This is a genomic window from Rothia sp. 32237D007AR (genome assembly GCF_053544675.1).
Window position 1 is genome coordinate 36,642 of sequence record NZ_JBPPUO010000013.1, and the last position, 15,979, is coordinate 52,620.

The 15,979-nt window shown below is 58.3% G+C and carries 13 protein-coding genes; 7 read left to right on the forward strand and 6 right to left on the reverse strand.

Annotated elements, in window-relative coordinates; genetic code table 11:
- Nucleotides 1-159 precede the first annotated feature (159 nt).
- Entirely contained in the window at nt 160-1,566 is a 1,407-nt protein-coding gene (locus tag ACED87_RS08375) for a M48 family metallopeptidase (RefSeq protein ID WP_449089908.1), read from the forward strand.
- A 10-nt stretch (nt 1,567-1,576) separates the two neighbouring features.
- Entirely contained in the window at nt 1,577-2,551 is a 975-nt protein-coding gene (locus ACED87_RS08380) for a bile acid:sodium symporter family protein (RefSeq protein ID WP_449089909.1), read from the forward strand.
- On the opposite strand, the gene ACED87_RS08385 is transcribed toward ACED87_RS08380, so the two are convergent.
- Nucleotides 2,548-4,674, reverse strand: coding sequence for a glycoside hydrolase family 15 protein (locus ACED87_RS08385; RefSeq protein WP_449089911.1), 2,127 nt, complete (start codon nt 4,672-4,674; stop codon nt 2,548-2,550). The genes ACED87_RS08380 and ACED87_RS08385 overlap by 4 nt on opposite strands.
- 158 nt (nt 4,675-4,832) lie before the next feature.
- Between ACED87_RS08385 and ACED87_RS08390 the strand changes: the two genes are divergently transcribed.
- The 4 genes from ACED87_RS08390 to ACED87_RS08405 all read left to right on the forward strand — a co-directional run bounded on the left by ACED87_RS08390 (nt 4,833) and on the right by ACED87_RS08405 (nt 8,461).
- On the forward strand, nt 4,833-5,168 hold the full coding sequence (locus tag ACED87_RS08390) for a metal-sensitive transcriptional regulator (RefSeq protein WP_449081444.1): 336 nt from the start codon (nt 4,833-4,835) through the stop codon (nt 5,166-5,168).
- A 54-nt stretch (nt 5,169-5,222) separates the two neighbouring features.
- Nucleotides 5,223-5,438 carry a heavy-metal-associated domain-containing protein gene (locus tag ACED87_RS08395; protein WP_449081446.1) on the forward strand — a complete coding sequence of 72 codons (216 nt, stop codon included), beginning with the start codon at nt 5,223-5,225 and terminating at the stop codon, nt 5,436-5,438.
- A 75-nt stretch (nt 5,439-5,513) separates the two neighbouring features.
- A complete protein-coding gene (locus ACED87_RS08400) occupies nt 5,514-7,796 on the forward strand; it encodes a heavy metal translocating P-type ATPase (RefSeq protein ID WP_449089912.1) in 2,283 nt (760 codons plus the stop codon).
- Nucleotides 7,797-7,888: 92 nt separating this feature from the next.
- Nucleotides 7,889-8,461 (forward strand): YdhK family protein, encoded by a 573-nt coding sequence (locus ACED87_RS08405; protein WP_449089913.1) that lies wholly within the window; start codon nt 7,889-7,891, stop codon nt 8,459-8,461.
- A gap of 138 nt (nt 8,462-8,599) precedes the next feature.
- Here the strand turns inward: ACED87_RS08405 and ACED87_RS08410 are convergent, their stop codons facing one another.
- Complete coding sequence (locus tag ACED87_RS08410; RefSeq protein ID WP_449089914.1) at nt 8,600-10,342, reverse strand: hypothetical protein; 1,743 nt, start codon at nt 10,340-10,342, stop codon at nt 8,600-8,602.
- Between the two features lie 222 nt (nt 10,343-10,564).
- Here ACED87_RS08410 and ACED87_RS08415 point away from each other — a divergent pair, with 222 nt between their 5' ends.
- Nucleotides 10,565-11,470 carry a hypothetical protein gene (locus ACED87_RS08415; RefSeq protein ID WP_449089916.1) on the forward strand — a complete coding sequence of 302 codons (906 nt, stop codon included), beginning with the start codon at nt 10,565-10,567 and terminating at the stop codon, nt 11,468-11,470.
- Between the two features lie 85 nt (nt 11,471-11,555).
- Here the strand turns inward: ACED87_RS08415 and ACED87_RS08420 are convergent, their stop codons facing one another.
- The 4 genes from ACED87_RS08420 to ACED87_RS08435 all read right to left on the reverse strand — a co-directional run bounded on the left by ACED87_RS08420 (nt 11,556) and on the right by ACED87_RS08435 (nt 15,286).
- The gene (locus ACED87_RS08420) at nt 11,556-12,335 is read right to left on the reverse strand and encodes an enoyl-CoA hydratase (protein WP_449089918.1); all 780 of its coding nucleotides are present in this window, start codon (nt 12,333-12,335) and stop codon (nt 11,556-11,558) included.
- A 69-nt stretch (nt 12,336-12,404) separates the two neighbouring features.
- Complete coding sequence (locus ACED87_RS08425; RefSeq protein ID WP_449089919.1) at nt 12,405-13,490, reverse strand: enoyl-CoA hydratase/isomerase family protein; 1,086 nt, start codon at nt 13,488-13,490, stop codon at nt 12,405-12,407.
- A gap of 107 nt (nt 13,491-13,597) precedes the next feature.
- On the reverse strand, nt 13,598-14,869 hold the full coding sequence (locus tag ACED87_RS08430; protein WP_449089920.1) for an amidohydrolase: 1,272 nt from the start codon (nt 14,867-14,869) through the stop codon (nt 13,598-13,600).
- Nucleotides 14,870-14,881: 12 nt separating this feature from the next.
- Nucleotides 14,882-15,286: a hypothetical protein gene (locus tag ACED87_RS08435; RefSeq protein WP_449089921.1), complete on the reverse strand. Its 405-nt coding sequence runs from the start codon at nt 15,284-15,286 to the stop codon at nt 14,882-14,884.
- Nucleotides 15,287-15,979 lie beyond the last annotated feature (693 nt).

The window sequence follows — 15,979 nt, forward strand, 5'->3', positions numbered from 1 at the left end:
CCGCTCAATGCGGGGTTTCCTTCGAAGTGCAGTTCTCTCACTGCTCCTTCGGCGGAAACCCCGCATTTCGTTTATGCCATGGCCATAAGACCCACCAGCCCCAGACCATTTCTTGCTACTGTGGAATAAGAACACACCGCCTAACCAGCAGGAACATATATGAGTGATAACCGCCCCGGTGCCACCCCACCCTACCCCCAGCAGCCTGGCCAGCAGGCGTCCGCCCACGGCCAAGAACAGGGACTGACCAGCCCCCTACCTAACGACCTCAGCGGCGGCTGGCTACCCGAAGACACCCGCCAGCGGCCCACCTCGCCCCTGCCTGCACCAAAGCTCTTCGGCTTCCAATCCCTGCTGCCCTTCAAGTTCGCCAACGCCATCCGCCACCCGGCTGAGCTACCACTGGTCATCGCAGCCTACGCGCTGACCATCGTGATGTATGTCGGTGGTGGCATCTACCTGCTCTACTCACTCTTCAGTGCCCTACTCAATGATGACTTCGCCAACTACCAGCTCAGCAACCTGCTAGGGCAGCTAGTAGCTATCGCTATTTACCTCCCCTTGGGCATCTTCTTCCTCCGAGGCCTCATGTACGGTGGGCTACGCCTGAGTGGGGTACGCATCACCCCCACCCAGTTCCCCGAGGCCTACCAGATGGTCGTAGAAGCCGCCCGAGCCGCCGGCCTACGCCGTGTACCCGACGCCTACGTCGTACTGGGCAACGGCCAAATCAACGCCTTCGCCTCAGGTCACGGGCACCGCCGCTTCATCGCCGTCTACTCCGACCTCTTCGAAATCGGTGGAGCAGCCCGCAACCCCGAAGCCCTGCGCTTCATCATCGGCCACGAAGTCGGGCACATCGCCGCCGGTCATGCCAGTTACTTCCGCCTGGTCTTCACCAGCTTCTTCATACAGATTCCGATTCTCGGCAAGCTGCTCTCCCGAACCCAGGAATACACCGCCGACAACTTCGGCTACCGCTACGCCCCCGACGGCGCCGAAACCACCACCACCGTACTCGCTGCCGGTAAGTACCTGATGAATGACGTGAACTTCCACGAACTAGCCAACCGCGCCGTCTACGAGCGAGGCTTCTTCACATGGTTCGCCAACCTCACCACCACCCACCCGCCAGTTACCTGGCGCGCCCACGCCCTGCGTGACCGCACCGAACCAGGCCACCTGGTCTGGCGACCCAAGACCAACCCGCCCTACCCGCTCTCCATGATCCCGGCAGCAGAACCCGCCGAAGCCTGGGCAGACCCCCTACAGGCCACCGACCACCTGGCCACCTACCCCGAACGTGCCGAAAACCAGCACTGGGGCTCAGTCAACACCACCTACCGGCCCCCAGCCCAGTACCGCGACCGCACTGTAGATGACATGCTCTACACCGGCTGGATGCCCCCGCAGTACCGCCAGCGCACCTCCTGGAACAACTTCGGTGCACCGACCCCGCAGGCACCCCCTGCCGCCCCCGCACCCTCCCAGCACGGTACGGACGCCAGCAACACCCCAGATACCCAATCTCAGGCAGGCGAGCGCCCGGCGTCCGCCCAGGAGTAAAGTGGGCTAAATGGCCCTATCCCAAAGATTGCGCCTCTGGCGCCCAGACCCACTCATTGCCCTGATTCTGCTCGCCGTCGCCCTGGCAATTATTGCCCCGGCGCGGGGGGACTTCGCAGGAGGGTTGAGTGTAGCTACCAAAATCGCTATCGGTCTGCTCTTCTTCCTCTACGGGGCCAGGCTCTCAACCCACGATGCTGTGCAGGGCGTGAAGAACTGGCGGCTGCACAGCACTATTTTGGGGTTTACCTACCTGGTTTTCCCCCTGCTAGGGTTGGCTCTCTACCCTCTGCAGGGGCTTATCGGTCAGGAGCTTTACCTGGGGCTGCTCTTTATGACGCTGGTGCCCTCTACGGTGCAGTCTTCGGTAGCTTTTACGTCTATCGCTCGGGGTAATGTGGCGGGGGCGATTGTCTCAGCCAGCGCCTCAAATATTGTGGGTGTGATTGCTACTCCCCTTCTGGTTATGCTGCTGATGCGTAGTGATCATTTGACTGTCTCAGGGGCAGTTTTTGGTGATATTGCGGTGCAGTTGCTTCTGCCTTTTGTGTTGGGGCAGTTTGTGCGCCGCTGGGTGGGTGAGCTGGCGAGGAAGAGCCTGACCAGGTATGTTGATCGGCTTTCTATTGCCCTGGTTGTTTATGCGGCTTTCTCAGAGGGTATTGTGCAGGGTATCTGGACTCGTATCAGCCCCTGGCAGATTCTGTTTCTGGTTCTTCTCTCGGTTGCCCTGGTGGAGTTTTTGCTCTGGTTCAGTGGGGCTATGGCCAAGAAGCTGGGTTTTGATGATGGGGATCGGGTTGCTCTTCAGTTCTGCGGCTCGAAGAAGTCGCTGGCGACGGGCCTGCCGATGGCTGCGGTGATTTTTGGGGGTGGGGCGGTTGGTGCCCTGATTCTGCCGCTGATGGTCTTTCATCAGGTTCAGCTCATGGTGTGCGCGGCTAAGGCTGCCCGCTGGGGCAGGCAGGCTGAGGCGTCGCACTAAATCCCCAGGGCTTCCACGGCCCGAATCAGGCAGATGTGGGCTAGGGCCTGGGGGAAGTTGCCGGTCAGGCGCTGCTGGTCGAAGTCGTATTCTGAGCTCATGAGTCCCAGGTCGTTAGCGCAGGTGAGGACGGTGTCGAGTAGGGTCCGGCCGTCCGCCTCCCTACCTGAGCGGATGTACTGCTCAGCTAGCCAGAGGGAAGAGATGAAGTGGGGGTTATCTTGCCCCTCAAAGCCGTCTTGGGAGTCGGAGTTGTCGTAGCGGTAAATCATGCCCGATGGGTGGCTGATGGTGGCCTCAATACGTTCCACGGTGGCCAGCATGCGGGGGTCATCCCAGTCTACAAGCCCAATCTGGGGTAGCTGCAGCAAGGAGGCGTCCACGGCGGTGCCGCCGTAGGTTGAGACGAAGCAGCCCAGGTCAGTGTTGAAGCCTTGGCTCAAAATGTCGTCGGCAACGGCGTCGCGGCAGTGCTCCCAGGTGGTGGCGTCCCCCTCTAGCCCGAAGTCGCGTACAGCTGAAACCCCGGCGTCAAAGGCCGCCCAGAGCATGGCCTGGGAGTGTGTGTAGACTGCCGGGTCGCCGAAGGTTTCCCACATGGAGCGGTCCGTATCGCCGATACGCTCGGTGGCAGCATTGAGCAGGGCCTTCTGGATCGGCCAGGAAAGGTGGTCTTCTGCCACGCCTGCCTCACGCAGGTTGGCGAAGGTGACCAGTACTTGCCCCAGGGCGTCCCCTTGGAACTGGTCACCTGATCCGTTACCGCTTCTGACTGGCTGAGAGCCTTCGTAGCCCGGTAGGGCTAGGCGGCGCTCGATGTCGTCTTTTTCACCGGCTAGCCCGTAGACGGCGTGGATGCGGCGCGGGTTATTAGCTAGGGCCCGCAGGATCCAGTTGCGTAGCTGGGCGGTTTCTCGTTCGTGCCCGTGGGTGAGGGTCACATCCATGGCCATGGCGACGTCGCGTAGCCAGGTGAAGCGGAAGTCGTAGTTACGTTTGCCCCCGATGACCTCGGGCAGGGAGGTGGTGGCGGAGGCGACCAGGGCACCGGTTTCACGGGAAATGAGGGCGCGTAGTACCAGTAGGGACCGTAGGCGGGCTTCGCGGTAGCGGGCGTTGGCTTCTTCCCGTTGGTTTTGGGCGGTGGGGGTAACCACCTGGCTGGCAGCGGTCTGGGCTAGCTCATGGTAGGTGGCTTCATCGACCTCGGGGGTGGCGGTGTTAGACCCGGTTTCTAGCAGGATGGAGGAGGTTTTCGTCTCTTCTGCCTCACTCACCTTGCGCATGGCAAAGAGAGGTTCCTCTGCTGTCTGTTCAGCCGCTGCCTGTTCAGCTGCGCGGACGCCGGTGGGCACCTGCCCTTCAGGGGGCAGGTGGGCGGGGATGGCGTCCTCGTTGTCGTTCTCGTGGTCAGTGGTGTTGAGAGGGTCTTGGGGGTCGTAAAGGTCTGACCATTCTTGCCACTGTTCCTGGGTGTAGGTCAGGGTGGTGGGGTAGTCCACTGGGGCAGGGGGGTTATGGTTAGAGGCGAAATAGGAGAGGGTGAACGTGTAGCTTTGACCTGCTGAGACGGTGAAGGTTTCGGCTTTAGATTCGGGGTCTCCTTCGGGCAGGGAGTCGCCCCGGAAGACTAGGGCGTGGGGCCCGGCCATGCCTACTAGCATGTCTGCGGTGGGGTCGGGGGCGCCGGTGGCGTCTACCCCTTCGTAGTGGGTGACCCAGGGGATGGTTTTACCGTAGTCAAAGCGCAGGGCAAGTTCGTGGTGCATGGTGACCTCGCCGGTTAGGCCCTCCACGTTACGGACGATGGTGGTGCCGCCAGAAAGGGGCATGAACTCGGTGACGCGAACAGAGGCCTCCCCCACGAACCAGACGGTTTGCAGGATGAAAGTGTTTTCGCGGTAGGAGCGCTCGGTGCGGATTTCTTCTAGCGGGGCCGGGTTGACCGATTCGAGGGGGGCTAGGAGCCAGCGTCCGTGCTCTCGTTCGCCAAGGAGGGCGGTGAATACTGCGCGGGAGTCGAAGCGTGGGGCGCAGAACCAGTCAATGGAACCGGCGCGGGAGACTAGGGCGCCGGTGTTCATGTCTGAGAGGAGGGCGTAGTCCTCGATGAAAGAAGCCATAGCCCCCAGTCTAACAGGGCACTTACTATCAGCCGGGGACGCTGAAAGTAAGGGAATTTTTCATAGCTACCTTCTTTTTCGCTACCTAATGAAAGTTTCCGTTACCTTCAATGAAGCACCCCTTGTAGATATACCCCCAGGGGGTATATGTTAAAAATATGAGCACACCAGGATGCACCCTCCACGAGCACGGGCACCTCCACGGCTACACCGCCAACAAAGAGGCCTACCTCAAACGTTTGCGCCGCATCGAAGGGCAGGTACGCGGTATCGCCCGCATGGTCGATGAGGACGTCTACTGCATCGACATCCTCACCCAAGTCGCCGCCATCAACAAGGCCCTCCACAGCCTCTCCGTTCAGCTTCTGGAAGACCACGTGCGCCACTGCGTCGTTGACGCCGCAGCCCAGTCTGAAGCCACCGGCGACACCGCCCCACTCGATGACAAAATCAGCGAAGCCATGGCAGCTATCACCAGACTCCTCAAAAGCTAGCCTCCATACCCCAACCACGGGCGTCCGCGCCCCTTACTCCCAAGGAGAAAACCCATGTCCGCAACCATCGTCAAAGCAACCGGCCTAACCTGCAACCACTGCGCCATGAGCGTACGCGAAGAAATCGAAGAAATTGAGAACGTCACCGGCGTAGAAATCGACGTGGTCAAAGGCGGCGAATCCACCGTCACCATCAACCACACCGGCGACCTAGACAGCGCCGCCGTCTCAGCTGCCATCGAAGAAGCCGGGTTCACCCCCGTCAGCTAATCACCGATACAGGGGGCGGACACGCGTCCGCCCCGCCAGGCACCAAACACTACAAACTAAGTGAAAGAAGGAGTCATGCCTAGCCAACCCACAGCTGAGATGTTCACCGGTGACACCCGCATCGTTAACCTCAAGGTAGGGGGCATGACCTGCGCGTCCTGCGTGGGGCGTGTGGAACGCAAACTCAAAAAAATCGGGGTAGAGCCCTCAGTCAACCTACCGCTAGAAACCGCCCGCGTGGTGGCACCTGCCTCTATCACCGACCAGCAGCTCATCGAAACTATCGAGAAAGCCGGGTACACGGCCAGCCTCAAACAGAACGCCACCACCCAAGACGATGAGACCGAGCAGGAATCGCTCACCCCCCGCCTGTGGGTGGCACTCATTTTTACCCTGCCGGTCTTTCTCATGTCTATGTTTGCCACCTTCCAGTTCCCTCACTGGGGCTGGGTGGTAGCCGCCCTGACCCTGCCGGTAGCGACCTGGGCGGCCATGCCCTTCCACCGCCCGGCCTGGATTAACCTCAGGCACGGCTCTTTCACCATGGACACCCTCATCTCCTTGGGCGTGATTGCCTCCTACGCTTTTTCGCTCTGGCAGTTGGCTATAGACCCGGCCATGACCGCCCATGCCGGGCACGGGGCGTCCGCCGGTGGGCACGGCATGGACCACATGCTCTACTTCGATGCGGCCGCGATGATTACCCTCTTCTTGCTGGCAGGCCGGCAGATTGAGCACCGCACCGCCCGACGCTCCTCCCAGGCCCTACGGGCCCTGCTGAATCTGGGGGCTAAATCTGCCACGGTTCTTCACGGTGGGCGCGAGGTGCAGATTCCTGTCAAAGACCTGCTACCTGGCGACCTTTTCCTGGTGCGGCCCGGCGAGAAAATTGCGGTAGACGGCCAGGTCGTTGAGGGACGCTCGGCCGTGGACGCCTCCCTGCTCACCGGTGAGTCCGTGCCGGTTGAGGTGGGGGTTGGGGACGCCGTAGTGGGGGCGACCGTCAACACCTCCGGCTCCTTGACGGTGAAGGCAACCCGGGTGGGTTCTGATACGGTGCTGGCTCAGATGAGCCGTACCGTTGCTGAGGCCCAGTCCACCAAGGCCCCTATTGCCCGCCTAGCTGACCGGGTATCGTCCGTCTTTGTTCCTATTGTTATCTGCCTGGCCTTAGCCACCCTGGCAGGCTGGCTACTGGTTAGCGGGGACCTCAATGCCGCCTTCACCGCCGCTGTTTCAGTGCTGGTCATCGCCTGCCCCTGTGCCCTGGGGTTAGCTACCCCCACCGCCCTGCTGGCGGGCACCTCACGCGGCTCCCAGCTAGGTATTCTGATTCGCTCAGCCCAGGTGCTTGAATCCACCAAACACCTGACCACCGTGGTGCTCGATAAGACCGGCACCGTCACCACCGGGGCCCTCACCCTGGCTGAGGTCACCCCCTTTACCGACGTCGAACACCAAGACACTAACCGACTCTTGGCCTTAGCCGGGGCGGCAGAGTCCCGCTCTGAGCACCCCATTGCGCGTGCCATTAGCCAGGCGGCACAAGAGCAAGCGACCCAGCAGGCAAAGACCCTGCCGGAGGTCACCGATTTCGAGTCCGCCCCCGGCGGTGGGGTGCGAGCAACCCTCCGAGAAGAGGACGCTACAGGTGAGAGCCAGGAGGTTACGGTGCTGGTAGGCCAGCCCAGCTTCCTTGCCGCCGAAGGTATCCCACTCGATGATGCCCAGGCTCGCGCCCTACGCGCCGGTCAAGAAGCGGGGCGCACTACCGTCGTCCTTGCCCTTGATGGGCAGCCTGCGGGCTTACTGGCCCTACAAGATACACCTAAGCGTGGCGCGTCTGAGGCCCTGGCCCAGTTACGGTCCCTAGGCCTAACCCCCGTGCTATTGACCGGGGACGCTGAGCCGGTTGCCCGAGCTGTAGCAGCCCAGGTGGGCATCGACCCGGAGAAGGTCTATGCAGGCGTGAGCCCCGATGAGAAGCTAGCGACCATCACCGACCTGCAAGAGGGCGGGGCCGGAGTGGCCATGGTGGGTGACGGAGTGAATGACGCCGCCGCCCTAGCTAAGGCCGATGTGGGGGTTGCTATGGGCTCAGGCACCGATGTGGCTATGGAAGCTGCCGATATGACCATTGTGCGCAGTGACCTGGGCTCCTTGCCCACAGCAATTCGGCTCTCCCGGGCTACCCTGCGTCTTATTAAGAGCAACCTCTTCTGGGCTTTTGCGTATAACACTGTTGCTATCCCGGTGGCAGCGGCAGGCCTGCTCAACCCTATGATTGCAGCAGCTGCCATGGCTCTTAGCTCAGTTTTCGTGGTGCTCAATTCCACCCGACTCCTGCGCTTCACCTAAGCCCCTACAACTTCACCCTAGGGGGCCGCTTATATGGTGGGCCCCTTTGAAGAAAATAAAACCCACCCCCTACCCCTCTCAAGGAGGCAATAATGAACACCTTTCCCACCCGCGCCCTGGCGCTTACTACCCTGGCCCTACTAGGCCTATCAGCGTGCGGTGCAGACCAGTCAAACCTGAAGGAAGAAGCAGAAACTGCGGTTTCTTCTGCTGCGGCGCACGCAGATCACGCCCACCACCCGGCTGATGGTGGGGCTGCCCCCGCTGGCATGGTCGAGGCAGCTAATCCCACCTACCCGGTCGGTACCGAGGTTATTCTTGACGCTGACCACATGAGCGGCATGGAAGGAGCCACCGCTACCGTGGTGGGTGCCTACCAGACCTACACTTACTCGGTGAACTACACCCCCACCGATGGCTCTGAGGCTGTCACTGACCACAAGTGGGTAGTGCAGGAAGAACTGGCGGACGCCGGTAGCGAGCGCCTTGCTGACGGTGCGCCGGTGACGATTGAGGCTGAGCACATGGACGGTATGAAGGGTGCGGAGGGCACGGTAGAGTCCTCCACCGATGAGACTGTGTACATGGTTGATTTCACCGCTGGGGGTATGACCATGAAGAACCACAAGTGGGTTACTGAGTCAGAGATTAAAGGGGTTAAGTAAGGCCCTGGTGGAGTAGTTTGCCTCTTAGGTAGATTGCTGTGAAGCCTGGCAGGCCGTAAGCGGCAGCAGGGGTTAGCCCCTTGTGTCGCTTGCGGCCTGCGTTTTTTTGGGGGTGGGCGGACGGGTGAGGGGGCTGGTTTAGGGGTCTGCTTTGAAGATGGCATCTGCTTGGGAGCGCAGGGCCGTGAGGGCCTTTTCTCTGGCCTGGGGGTCGGTGCTGAACCAGTCTGTGATGTCTGTGGTGCAGAGCTGGGAGAGGATGTTGTTGAGTTGTCGTTGTTCTTCTTTGCGTTGGTCTTGTGTGAGGTTGGTGCTGGGGTCGGTGACCTCAGTGATGATTTGTTCAGCTAACCAGAGGGCGAAGATTCTGGTGTTTTGTTCTTCTGCGGGCATGGTTTTGGTGGCTCGGATAAAGGGGTTACAGAGAGCACCGTAGTTATTGCCTTCGAGGATTCTGGTAATTTCAAATACTGTTTTAAAAACGCGTTCCCAGCGGGCGGTAACATTTGCTACTGCTTCTCCGTGTTTATTTTTGTGATATCTGGGCAGTATTTCTACTGGCATGGGGTGGGTGTTTTTATTGAGGAGGGTGGTGTCGGCTTTATAGCGGTTTCTGCTGGCGATGAGTTTTTCTTTAAGGCGCTGCCCTTTGGTTGTGATCTGTTCTTTGTGGGCTTCTTGGGGGTCGTGTGAATCATCGCGTTTTTTGAGGGCGATATGGTGCATGATGTTGTCGTCTTCGTCCATCCATATCACCATGTCGAATTGTTCTCTGACGTGCTCTTCCATCTCTGGGTCGAGGTCGCCGTAGTAGCTAACAATTTTTCCTTTTTGTGGGGCGTTTGAGGTGTTTTTATCGCGATTTTTACGGGCTTTATCTTGCAGGTAGCGGCGCATATAGTCCATGCGGTTTCCTGATGTTTGTTCTTTTTCTTGAAGATAGGTTTGATAGCGGGTGGAGGTAAAAGGTAGGCCTAGGAGTCGGCCTAAAAAGTCACCAATTTCATCGACCCAGCCTTGAGAGGTCAGGCTGTAAATGAGTATGCGCTGGAAGGGTGGTTCTTTGAGTTTATGGGGAGGAATAATGCGAGTGAGGCCGGTGTAGGGCAGGTCGAAATAGTTAACGTGGTTTTTGATGGTCAGGTACCAGCGGGGGCGGCGTTCTGATGCTATGGCTCGGGAGTTTTCTAGGGCTGGCCCCATGAGTTCGTGTTCGCGTAGCTCTCGGGGGGCGAAGTCTTGGCGGTCAAGGCGTTTGAAATCTAGCCGGTGGGCGACCGTCATGCGGTAGTTCTCTTCCATGGGGCCTTCGTGGGCTGGCCAGATGGTCATGGCGTAGGTGCGGCTGCGTAGTACGGCGTCGGTGAGGGTTTGTAGTTCTAGGGCTGCTGCGATGGCGTATTTGCGCACCTGGAGGTTTCGCAGGTCTCTTTGTTCTTTACGTTTGCGTTCGCTCAGGCGGGCGTTTTCTTCCATGAGTTCGATGATGGTTTGGTGGCTGTTTTCATCGAGTAGTCCTAGCCGCTGGTAGAGCTGGAAGATAGCTTCGACTTTGTTTTGGTTCTCGTGGCGTAGGGCTTCTGCCAGGATGGGGAGCAGCTGGAGGCGGGGTTTTCTTTTCCCGTTGAACCAGTCGTAGATGTGTTCGGGTTTGATGTAGGTGGGGCGGTCTGTGGGTGGCTGGTTGCCGTTGTAGGTTTCGGGGTCGTAGGTGTTCAGGACGTTCTCAATGGCTTGGGCGATTGCCTTGTTGTTGTGTGTTTTGAGGGAGTTGGTGGCGGCTCCTTTGAGTTTGAATTTTTCGGTGTCTGTTACTTCGTGGAGCCATTGGGTGAATTCTTCCCAGAAGTGGAGGTCGCTGGATCCTTTGGGTCTGCCCATGGGTTTTGTCTTTCTGTGTGCTGGGGGGTGTTGGTGGTGGGTTCTTGGCAGGCCCACCACAATTTAGGATATTTACCCTAAATATATTTCTTTTTGCACCGGATTGCCATCATGTATAAACGGTAGATAGCCTATTTATCGGTGGCAGCAGACACAGTCTTACACGGACGTAAGACCCCACCATCAATCATCAATAACCCACAACTCCAGAAGGAGAAAGAAATGTCATTCTTTGACCCCCTCAAGAAATACGCCCAGCGACGACATCACACGCTCAAAGCGGCAAGCCAGCTCATCTTCAAAACCTGGTTCCCTGAAAAAGACCCCCCACAAACCAGCAACAACAAGGCCTCCGATAACCTGTCTGCTGAACTTCACGGCCCAGGGCGTACCCCACAAAACCTCCACCCCCAGCCTGCTGTAGTAGAAGATTCTCAGGAGCTACTACAAACAGACACCACAGAAGACGTAGAAACCCCCAGCAAAGAAGCAGAGGCTAGCACCGAAAAACCTGCCGTTCCTTCACCGGCTGACCTCAAAAATCTCAAGCGCCCTCCGCTGACCTACACCAAGCCAAAATACCTGCAAGAGACTGCAGAAGACCAGCTCAGCTGGTACAGCCTCACCTTCACCGGGCAGGCCATTAATAACCTTGACCACCTGGGGTTGGCCAAGGATTACATTCTTGAAGCACTGAGCACCCACAAGTTCAAAGAAGACATGGTGCTAGGCCGCATCACACGCTTCTATTCAGCAGATGATCAGCTCTTCTGCCGCATCGACTTCAACAATAACCAGATCATGGATATCTTCACTAAGGCCGAGCAGCTAGATACCCTCCAGGAAGCCCCCGTTCCCCCGGAACCGGCAACACCTAAAATCAAGGTGTCTGGCCAGAAGGCAAAGAAGCCTATCAGCCTGCCCAAGGATAAGAAATCTATGGAAAAGCGCCTCAAGAGCCTCGGCTTCCACATCCACGCAGGAAAGACCCACGACTATATCACTCACCCTGATTACCCCGGCATCAAGTGCACCATGGCCAACACCCCTAGCGATACCCGCCGTGTATGGCACAACATCCGCACCGAGATTAAGCACACCTTCGGTATTGATATTTGCGACCAGTAGCCTTAAACCACACAAGATACAAGAATCGCCCGTACAGAGACCTCTGCACGGGCGATTCACTCTTTAAAGGAGAGCACATGAGATTTTAACGGTGCTTAAAATTAGCCTCTCGTTTCTCAATGAAAGCAGCCATGCCCTCTTTTTGATCCTCCGTAGCAAAAAGTGCGTGGAAGGTGCGTCGCTCAAAGGCGATGCCCTGGGCCAGGGTGGTTTCAAAGGCAGTATTAACAGCCTCTTTGCAGATCTGGGCAACGAACTTTGAGGTGGAGGCAATAGTTTCTGCCATGGCTAGGGCGGTGGGGAGGACGTCCGCATCCTGCTCTACCAGGCGAGAGACCAGACCGGCCCGCTCAGCCTCTTCAGCCCCCATGAACCGCCCAGTTAGGCACATGTCCATGGCTTTAGCCTTACCCACGGCTCGGGTCAGGCGCTGGGAGCCACCCATACCGGGGATAACACCCAGGTTAATTTCGGGCTGGCCAAACTTTGTAGAAGGCCCTGCTACCAGCATGTCAGCCATCATGGCCAGCTCGCACCCGCCGCCTAGAGCATACCCATTGACGGCCGCCACGATGGGGGTGCGCAGGCCGGTGAGGTTATCCCAGTGGGCAAACCAGTTGGCGGCGTGCATGCTGGCATAGGTCTGGGACGACATTTCCTTAATATCGGCACCAGCAGCAAAGGCCTTTTCACTACCGGTTAGGACGATAGCCCCTACCTGGGGCGAACGGTCAAAGTCGGTTGCGGCGGCAACGACCTCGCCCATGGTGGCGTTATTGAGGGCGTTGAGCGCCTGAGGGCGGTTGAGGGTGATCAGCCCTACCCTGCCGCGGGTTTCAACCAGAATATTGTCGTAGGTAGTCATAGTGTTTCTCCTTAACAGGAACGAGGCGGGGCAGAAACTGGGCTAGACAGAAACTGAGCTAGGCAGGAACTAGGCCAGCCCTAGCTCCCCTGCCTGTGTTGGTTCAAAGAAAGCCAGAACGCTCTGGCGGGAGACCTCCGCCAGGGTGGCAGGGGACCACTGTGGGTTGCGGTCCTTATCGACCACCTGGGCGCGGATACCCTCACGCATATCGTGCTGAATCAGGGCATTACAGGAGGTCACAAAATCCTGGTTCAGGGTCTGAGCTAAGGTCTGCTGAGCAGCACGGCGCACAGCCTCTAGGGCCACCTTCATACCGGTTGGGCTGTTCTTCTGCAAAGCCGCCAGCACGATCCCAGCATAGTCAGAGCCTTCACCACCGGACTCAGCGACCGCCTGCACTCTTCCAAGAATTTCTTCTACAGAATCAGCGGCGAAAGCGCACTCAATCCAGGAGGCGTTCTCTAGGAGCTGGGAGGGCCCAGCATCAGCTGCGAAGCTCTCAATGATGCCGGTGGCGGCGTCCGCCCCCTCAACATTTTCTAGGGCGGTAGCTAGCTCATCGAGTTTCTCAGAGGGGACGAAGTAGTCAGCTAGGCCAACTGCCAGCGCGTCCGCCCCGGTAACATGCAAGCCAGTCACTGCCATGAAGGTGCCCAGCTGGTGCGGGGCGCGGGCCAGAATGTTGAGGCCCCCCACATCAGGGGAAAAACCAATGACGGTTTCGGGCATGCCGGTGCGGGTACGCTCGGTGACAATACGGTGAGAGCCATGCGCTGAGACGCCCACCCCGCCGCCTAACACCAGGCCATCCATAAGTGAAATATAGGGTTTAGGGAAGCGGGAAATCCGCAGATTCATGGTGTATTCCACGCCGAAGAATTCTTCACCCGCGGCCGGCTCATCAGCGGTGGCCTTATAGATAGCTACCACATCGCCCCCGGCGCATAGGCCCCGCTCCCCTGCCCCGCGCAGGAGCACCGCAGTAATCTCAGGGTCCTGTTCGAAGTTATCCAGGGCTGCGTTGAGCAGCTGGGTCATCTCGTAGTTGAGAGCATTAACTGCCCGGGGTCGGTTCAGGGTCACAACCCCCAAGGTGCCCCGTTTTTCGGTCAGGACGCTCTGGTCAGGCTGGGTGCCGGGTGTATGGGTCATAGTGGGTCTCCTTAAATTACCGGGGGCAGGCTAACTACCGGGCAGGGGCGGGCTAGTTAGGAAGGGGCGGGCTAGTTAGGCAGGGTCTGGTGAAGCTGACTGCCTCTCTAACCCTGACGAGGGGCCTTATAGTGCTCTAGGGCATCGAGCAGGACGGCTACCGCCGCGTGGGTGCCTGATGCCAGGGTGATTTCTGGGTCGGGCGCAAAGAAGGGGGAATGGTTACCCGGCAGGGAAGCTGGATCATCAATCCGGGTGTAGTCATAGCCACCAAAACCCCAGAAAACGTAGGGTATGCCCAGGGCCGTTGCTAACTTACTGAAATCTTCGCTGCCCATACGCCGCTGAGTATCATCAGCAAATATTTTCTCAGCCCCAAAGGTACTTGCCAGCACTCGCTGCACCCGGGCGGTGGCGTCCGCATCGTTAATAGTGGCGGGGAAGCCCGCCTGCGTCTCAATGATAGGTTCAGGGGCGCCTGCGGTCATAGCCTCACCGCGAATAATGCGCTCTACGGCGGTGAGCACCCGCTCCCGAGTCTCAGGGCTAAAGGTGCGGATATTGAGAGTAAAGCGTGCTGAATCAGGGATGATGTTATTCTTCAAACCTCCCTGGAAGACACCCACAGACACCACGGCCGAGTCAAGCGGAGAAACTTCACGAGAAACCACCGTCTGTAGGCGGGTAATCATGGCCGCACCGAGCACGATAGGGTCAACTGTAACCTCAGGCTGGGAGCCGTGCCCGCCCACCCCGCGCACAGTAACATCCCAGGAATCAGCAGCCGACAAAAACTCCCCGGCCGACACCTCAAAATGCCCGGCAGGTAAAGGGAAAACATGCTGACCAAAGAGCACCACCGGGTGAGGAACCTTCTCCCAGAGCCCAGCCTCAAGCAGGGCGTCCGCGCCGGTTGCTACCTCTTCAGCAGGCTGCATGATAAAGACCAGCTGCCCTTCCCAGGCCTCAGATGCGGCAAAGAGACGGGCAGCGCCCAGAGCGGCAGCAATATGGGTATCGTGACCGCACCCGTGCATCACCCCACTGGTAGCACCCTCGTACTCGGCGGTAGCTTGTGAAGCGTAGTCCCGGCCAGACTTCTCAGTGATGGGCAAACCGTCAATATCTGCACGGAAGGCCACAGTTGCGCCCTCCCCGCGGCTCAGCACACCCACCACACCAGTTTCTCCGATACGGTGCACCTGACGGTCAGCACCAGGGGCTAAAGGCATCTCAGCTAGCTGCTGCTCAATATAGTCTGCAGTCTTGTACTCCCGGTGGGAAAGCTCAGGGTTCTGGTGCAGGTACTTGTACTCTTGAATCTGATCCGCAATGGCGGTCTCGCTCAGAATCAGGCTGGCAGGCAGGTTATTAGTCATGACGCTTACCCCTTAGGCTCCGGGTTCTTTCTTGGTCTGTTGTGCCTCAGTTGCATGGGCAGACTGGGCCTGGTGCTTCTTCTCTTCAGCTTCACGGCGTTTGGTCTCGGCTTCACGGCGGGCGCGAGCCTCAGCGTAGAGTTGGGCGGACGACCGGTTAATACCGGTGCCCTCACCCAGGTCAGGGTCGTTAGGGCGCTCCACCAGAATCAGGGTTGCACACATAACCAGAGTGGCCACAAAAACGGTCCCTGCAATAGTCAGGGCCAGCACTATATTGGGGGCGTTCTTCGTACCGCCGGTTGCAAAAAGCATGACACCTACGAAAGCCACCAGAGCCAAGACAGCCGCAATCAGCAGCGGGCCGCGCACCTGGGCCTTAAACCCGCCACGGGGTGATTCACTCTTCTGTGCCAAGACCATTCCTCCTGAAAACCAATTCCCCCACCAGTCTACGGGTTCAGTAGCAAATTTGCTCAGGTGGCATATCTTTCTCTGATTTTCTCCCATATGACTAAGAATGATGATTTTTTAGGAGCACCCATCGTGTGTTCGGCCCCCTCTGAGACCCAGATGGATCAATCATCAACAGGTGCTGTTCTCGCATCTTCCTCAAGAGTAAAGTAACCTCATATCGCTCCACACCGTATTTTTGGGCGACCTCAGCCGCAGTTATTCCACCCTTTCCTGCCTTTTCATGCACCCAAGTTTCCATACTGACAGGCGCAGCATCGCCAGAAGGCAGAAAAACATAGTCCCTCATAGCCGAGCCCCAGCCCCATTCGTACCGAGATATCGGTTCAAGCAGCTTTAACTCCGATAAGAAACTCATAAGCTCCCGGGCTTCAAGCTCGGAGACCTGGGTCTGCTTTACTACCTGTTGAAAAGCAATCGTAGGGTGGTGATGCCATAAGAACCACGCAATAATCAGATGATTTTCTGTGCGATCAGTTTGATCTGAATCCCCCAAAAATCAAGAGCATTGCTGAGGAGATCGTGAAAGATATGAAAAATCCTCAGATTACTCATAGCCATTGAGGCTTATTCAAAAGTAGACACGCACCCCACACCCACCAACTAGACAACGGCCCCACCCGCGGCAAAAATATG